The organism is Pseudomonas sp. 24 E 13, assembly GCF_900004715.1.
GTDB classification, from domain to species: Bacteria; Pseudomonadota; Gammaproteobacteria; order Pseudomonadales; family Pseudomonadaceae; genus Aquipseudomonas; species Aquipseudomonas orientalis_A.
This window is the reverse complement of the sequence record NZ_CVTO01000084.1, coordinates 1-7,112: the sequence shown is the minus strand read 5'-3', so window position 1 is coordinate 7,112 and position 7,112 is coordinate 1. Positions and strand designations below refer to the sequence as shown.

1 protein-coding gene is annotated in these 7,112 nt (G+C 66.3%); it reads right to left on the bottom strand.

Annotation, left to right across the window (positions count from 1 at the left end):
* Positions 1–7,112, bottom strand: a 7,112-nt coding sequence (locus BFP90_RS04895; protein ID WP_141688926.1) for a non-ribosomal peptide synthetase, incomplete at both ends; no start/stop codon positions are given.

The following is a 7,112-nucleotide window of genomic DNA, read 5'->3' as shown; positions in this document are numbered from 1 at the left end:
CCGTCCGGACGCCCACGGGTCAGGTCGCCGCTGCGATACACGCGGCTGCCGGGCTTGCCGAACGGGTCCGGCACAAAGCGTTCGGCGGTCAACGCCGGACGCTCCAGGTAACCCCGGGCCACGCCCTCGCCGCCCAGGTACAACTCACCGGCCACGCCGATGGGTTGCAGGTTGAGCTGCGCGTCCAGCACGTAGCCGCTGCGGTTGCCGAGCAAGGTGCCGATGGGCGCGTAGACGGCGCCGCATGGGTCGCCCTTGCGCGCCTTCCACAGCAGCGGCGTGACCACGGTTTCGGTGGGGCCGTAGCCGTTGAACAGGTAGGTCGGCTTCAGCGCGCGCCAGGCCAGGTCATAGCTGGCCTGGGCCACGGCGTCACCGCCGAAGCAGTACACCCGAACGGCTGGAGGATTGCCGTCGCGCTCGGCGTGTTCGGCCAGTTGCTGCAGGTACACCGGTGGGAACACCGCCATGGTCACGTTGTGGCGGTGCATCTGTTCATAGGTGTATTCCGGCAGCCACAGACTGTCGTCACGGATCAATACGCTTGCGCCATTGATCAACGGGTGCATCCAGCCTTCATGGGCGCCGTCGAAGGCGAAGGACATGAAGTGCAGTTCGCAATCGGCTGGGCGGGTTTCATAGCGCTCGCCGGTGGCGATAATGTGCGCCACCAGTGGCCCGTGGGACACCGCCACGCCCTTGGGCATGCCGGTGGAACCGGAGGTGTAGATCACGTAGGCAAGGTTGTCGCCGTCCAGCGCCACATTCGGCGCGCGGTCACTGCACTGCGCCCATTGCTCGCTGCATTCAATCGCCAGGGTCTCCAGCCCATCGGGGACCGGCAGTTGCGCCAGGGCGCGGGTATGGCTGAGCAGCAATTGCGCCCGGCTGTCCTGCATCATGTACAGCAGGCGATCACGCGGGTATTCGATATCCAGCGGCACGTACACGCCACCGGCCTTCAGCACCGCGAGGAACGCCACCATGATCTCGGCACTGCGCGGCATGGCAATCGCCACGCGCACTTCCGGGCCGACGCCACGGGCGATCAGCGCATGAGCCAGGCGGTTGGCCTGGGTGTCGAGTTCTGCGTAACTGAGGGTGTGCGCATCGAACTTCACCGCGACAGCATCCGGGGTCTCCCGGGCACGGTCGGCGACCAACTCATGCACCAGCCGCTGGGACGGATAGCCGGCATCGGCGCGGTTCCACAGTTGCAGGATGTGCTGCTGCTCGTGCTGATCCAACACGCGCAACTGGCCGATGGCTTGAGTCTGATCGGCCACCATCGCCTGCAACAGGTTCTGCCAATGCCCGGCCATGCGCGCGATGGTGGCGGGTGCAAACAGGTCGGTGGCATAGCTCAGGGAGGCATGCAGCGCCGTCGGGCTTTCTTCCACGTCCAGCGCCAGGTCGAACTGGGCCACGCCGTCATCCCAGCCCAGGACCTCAATGTGCAGGTCGGTCAGCTGCTGCAACTGACGCTCGGCGGACGTTACGCGGTGGTTGAACAGCACCTGGAACAACGGGCTCAGGCTGAGGCTGCGCTCCGGATGCAGCGCTTGCACCAGTTGCTCGAACGGCAGGTCCTGATGGGCCTGGGCGTCCAGGGAGCGCTGGCGCACCTGGCGCAGCAGCTGCTCGACGCTCATCTGCCCGTGAAGGTCGGCCTTGAGCACTTGGGTGTTGACGAAGAAGCCAATCAGGCCCTCGGTCTCCAGGCGGTTGCGGTTGGCAACCGGCACGCCGACGCGCACGTCTTCCTGGCCGCTGTAGCGATGCAACAGCGCCTGGTAGGACGCCAACAACACCATCGGCAAGGTGACGCCGGCATTGCGCGCCAGGGTGCGCAGGCCTTCCAGCAGTCCTGGCGCCAGGTCGATGCCCAGGCGCGCACCGCGATGGCTTGGCAGCGCCGGGCGCGGAAAGTCGAACGGCAGCTCCAGTACCGGCTGCTCGCCGCCCAACTGCTCACGCCAATAGGCCAGTTGACGCGTTTGCTCGCCGGCTTCCATCCAGTTGCGTTGCCATACGGCATAGTCGGCGTACTGGATCGGCAACGCCGGCAGATCCGCGGTCTGACCCTGGCTGAACGCGGCGTACAGCTGCACCAGCTCTTCGACCATCAGTTGCATCGACCAGCCATCGGAGACGATGTGGTGCTGCACCAGCACCAGCACGTGGTCGTCCTCGGCCAGGCGCAACAACGTGACCCGCAACAGCGGCCCGCGCAGTAAATCGAAGGGCCGTGCGACCTCGGCGGCGACGGTGGCCTTGAGGTCGGCGTACTCGCAGGCGCCGTGGTCGATAGCGATCCGGCCGACCGCTTCGATGACCTGCACCGCAGCCGTGGCCTCCTGGCGCAGATGAGTGCGCAGGCTTTCATGGCGGGCCAGCAAGGTGTCGAAACTGCGTTGCAACGCGGCTTCGTTCAATGGGCCATGCAAACGCAAGGCACTGGGGATGTGATACGCCGCGCTCTGCGGGTCCAGTTGCCAGAGGAACCATTGACGCTCCTGGGCATAGGACAACGGCAAGGGTTGCGTGCGGTCGGCCTTGAGCAGCGCCGGTGCGGTGCTGCCCTCCTCGCCGAGGGCGCGCACGAAATCACCCAGCAGGGGCTGCTCGAACAGGGTCTTGAGTGCGACTTCCAGCGCCAGTGCCTGACGCACCCGCGACACCACCCGCGTGGCCAGCAGGGAATGCCCGCCCAGCTCGAAGAAGTGATCGTCGAGGCCGACCTGCGGCACCTCCAGCACCTCGGCCCAGATCGCCGCAACCTGTTGTTCGCGCGCGGTGACGGGCGCCAGGTGGCCCTTGTGCAACTGACCGGCATCGACCTTGGGCAAGGCCTTGCGGTCGAGCTTGCCGTTGGGGGTCAGCGGCAGGCGCTCGAGCAGCAACACGTGCGCCGGCACCATGTAGTCCGGCAGCCGCTCGCGCAGCGCGGTTTTGCAGGCCTGTGAATCCACCGCCGTGGTGGTCACCAGGTAGGCGATCAAACGGTCGTTGTCCGCCAGCACCACCGCTTCCCGCACGCCTGGGTACTCCCGCAGGCAGGCTTCGATTTCACCCAGCTCGATACGGAAGCCGCGCACCTTGACCTGATGGTCGACGCGGCCGATGTACTCGACCACGCCGTCCTCACGGTAACGCGCCAGGTCGCCGGTGCGGTACAGGCGAGCGCCTGGCGGGCCGAACGGGTCCGGCACAAAACGCTCGGCAGTGAGTGCCGGCCGCGCGTGATAACCCCGCGCCAGGCCGACTCCGCCGATCAGCAGCTCGCCGGCCGCGCCCTGCGGGCAGGGGGTAAGCCCGGCATTGAGGATAAACAGCGAGGTATTGGCGATAGGTCGCCCGACAAAAGGCTGCGCCTCGTGCAAGCGATGGGCCGCCGACCAGATGGTGGTTTCCGTCGGCCCGTAGAGGTTCCACACCGGGCCCTGCAAATCGAGCAGACGCTGGGCCAGGTCAGCCGGCAGCGCTTCGCCGCCGCACAGGCACTGGATACCGCGCAGCAGGTGCGCACGCGGGCTGTCGAGCAGCATGCGCCAGGTCGACGGCGTGGCCTGCAGCACGTTGGCTGCCTGGTTGTGAGCGAGGTCGAGGATGGCTTCCGGGTCAAGGGCCATGGTCTGCTCGCTCAACAGCACCGTCGCGCCGACACTCAGCGGCACGAAGAGCTCCAGGGCGAAGATGTCGAATGAGAACGTGGTCAACGACAACAGACGCGCATCGCCGTCAATGGACAAGGTATCGGCCATGCCGCAGGTAAAGCTGCACAACGCCTGGTGCCGTACCATCACGCCTTTGGGCGTGCCGGTGGAGCCGGAGGTGTAGATGACGTAGGCCAGGTGCTCCGGCGTAACGTCCACCTGAGGGTTGTGCGCGTCACCGTCGCAGTCGTCGGTCAGCAGCACCAGCAGGTCCTGGGGCTGTACGAGACGACCGCGCAAATGCGCCTGGGTCAGCAACACCCGGGCATTGCTGTCTTCGAGCATGAACGCCAGGCGCTCTGCCGGGAACTGCGGGTCGAGCGGCACGTAGGCGCCACCGGCCTTGAGGGTTGCCAGCAGGCCGACCACCATGTCCAGGGAGCGTTCCACATGCACCGCCACCAGCACGTCGGGGCCGACGCCCGCCGCGATCAACCGGTGCGCCAGGCGATTGGCCCGGCGGTTGAGTTCGGCGTAGCTCAGGCTGTCACCATTGAAGCGCAGTGCGGTGGCATCCGGCCGGGCGAGCGCTTGCGCCTCGAACACCTGGTGCACGCATTGCTCGTGCGGGTAGTCGGCGGGCGTGTGATTCCAGTCTTCAATCATTTGCTGCCACTGCGGCGCACTGAGCATCGCCAGTTCGTCGAGCGCCTGTGATTCATCGCGTACCACGGCGCGCAGCAGGTTATGCCAGTGCCCGGCCAGGCGTTCCAGGGTCGCCGGCTCGAACAGATCGGTGGCGTACGTCAGCGACGCCCACAGGCCATCGGCAGACTCTTCGGTTTCCAGGTTCAGGTCGAACTGGGTGCTGTGAACGGCCCAGTCCAGCGGCTGCAATGCCAGGCCCGGCACGTGCACGGCGCCGGCGCGCAAGTTGTCCTGGTGGTTGAACATCACCTGGAACAGCGGGTTATGGCTGAGGCTGCGCTCGGGCTGCAAGGCTTCCACCAGTTGCTCGAATGGCAGGTCCTGATGCGCCTGGGCCTCGAGGGCGCGCTGCTTGACCTGGGCCAGCAGCTGCGCAAAGGGCATTTGCCCCTGCAGCTCGGCCTGCATGACCTGGGTATTGACGAAGAAACCCACCAGCCGTTCGGCTTCCAGGCGCGTGCGGTTGGCGATCGGCACGCCGACACGTATCTCGGACTGTCCGCTGTAGCGATGCAGCACGGTCTGGAACGAAGCCAGCAACAGCACGAACAAGGTCACGTCCTGACGCTGGGCCAACGCCTTGAGTTCGGCCACCAGCGTGCGGTCCAGATGGATCTTCTGGCGCGCGCCACGATGGCTTTGCACCGCCGGGCGCGGATGGTCCAGAGGCAGCTCCATCACCGGGTGTTCACGGCCCAAGCGCGTGCACCAGTAATCGAGCTGGCGCTGTTTTTCCCCGGCCGCCATCCAGTCACGCTGCCATTGGGCATAGTCGGCGTACTGGACCGGCAACGCCGGCAATGGGCTGTCGCCCTGGTAGAGCGCCACCAGCTCATCGACCATCACCTGCATCGACCAACCGTCGGAGATGATGTGATGCTGAGTGATCACCAGCACATGGTGCTGCGCCGCGACTTCCAGCAATTTGACGCGCATCAGCGGGCCACTGCGCAGATCGAACGGGCGCTGGATTTCCTCGGCCACCGCCTGCTCGATCGCCGCCAACTCGACGCGCTGGCGCTCGATGGTCACTGCCAGGGCGGGATGGATGACTTGCAGGGTCTGCTCGCCCTGCTCGACAAAGGTGGTGCGCAGCGGCTCATGGCGGTGTACCAGCGCCTGGAACGCCTGCTCCAGGGCGGCGATGTCCAGCTGACCGCGCAGGTGCAGGGCGGTGGGAACGTGATAGGCCGCGCTGGCGGAGTCCAGTTGCCAGAGGAACCATTGGCGTTCCTGGGCGAAGGACAACGCCAGCGGATGGTCGCGTTCCAGCGCCACCAACGGCTGCGCCGTGCTCACCTGCAACGCCGCGCAGGCGTCGGCAAACGCGCGCAGGGTCGGCTGTTCGAACAGCGCGCGCAATGGCACTTCCAGGTTGAGCGCATGCCGTACCCGGGAGATGACCTGGGTGGCCAGCAACGAGTGGCCGCCGCGCTCGAAGAAGTGATCCTCAAGGCCTACCTGCTCAACCTGCAACACCGCCTGCCAGATCGCTGCCAGTTGGACTTGCAGCGGGCTGTGGGGCGCCACGTAGGCTTGTGTTTGCTGGTTCAGATCCGGCACCGGCAATGCGCGGCGGTCAAGCTTGCCGTTGTTGTTCAACGGCAAGGCATCGAGCACCACCCACTGCCCGGGCACCATGTAGTCCGGCAGCGACTGACGCAAACGGGCCGCCAGTGCCTGTGTGTCCAAGGCGACGCCCGCAGCGGGCACCACGTACGCCACCAACTGCGTACCGGTGGCGCTCGGCAGCGCCAATACTGCCGCTTCACGCACCTGCGGCAAGGCTTGCAGGCCGGCTTCGATTTCGCCCATTTCGATACGCAAGCCGCGAATCTTCACCTGATGGTCGATACGCCCGACGTACTCCAGCGCACCCGCCTCGTTGTAACGGGCCAGGTCACCACTGCGATACAGTCGGGCGCCGGGGACTGCGGAAAACGGGTCCGGCAGGAAGCGCTCGGCGGTCAGCGCCGGGCGGTCGAAATAGCGCTGGGCCAGACCGGCTTCGGCGCCGATGCACAACTCGCCTACGCCATCGGTCGCCAGCAATTGGAAACTGCTGTCGAGCACGTAGAGCGAGCGCCCTTCAATCGCGCGCCCGATCGGCACACCGAACGCGTCGCTGGCATCATCGAGTTGGCACGCGTGCACGCTGGACACCACCGTCGCCTCGGTCGGCCCATACGTGTTGACCAGCCGTACACCGCCCAACCCGGCAGCATGCCAGGCGCGCAGGCCTTCCACGGACATCGCCTCACCGCCCACATGCACCTGGCGCAGCCGGCCCAGGGAGCGTTGGTGCATGACGCATTCCTTGGCCAGCAGGTACCAATATGCGGCGGGCAAGTCGGCCAGGGTCACGCCCTGTTCAACGATCTCGCGCGCCAGTTGCCCGGCGTCCCACAGGTCATCGCCACGCATGATCAGCGCCGCGCCCACGCACAGCGGCGGGTAGCACTGCTCGACAAAGCCGTCGAAGCTGAAGGTCGCGAACTGCAGCACGCGGTCCTCTGCGCTCAACTGGCTGTACAGCACGGCGCTGTCGCAGAACTGGCCGAGGGCGGCATGGTCGATGGCCACGCCTTTGGGCTGGCCGGTGGAGCCGGAGGTGTAGATCACATACGCCAGATCCGCCGCCGCCGCGTGATTGGGCGGATTGGTTGCCGGGCAGTCGGCCAGCTCATCGCCCGTGGCGCTGAAGTCGACACGGGTCAGCCCGACCGGCAACGGCACATCGGTCAGCAA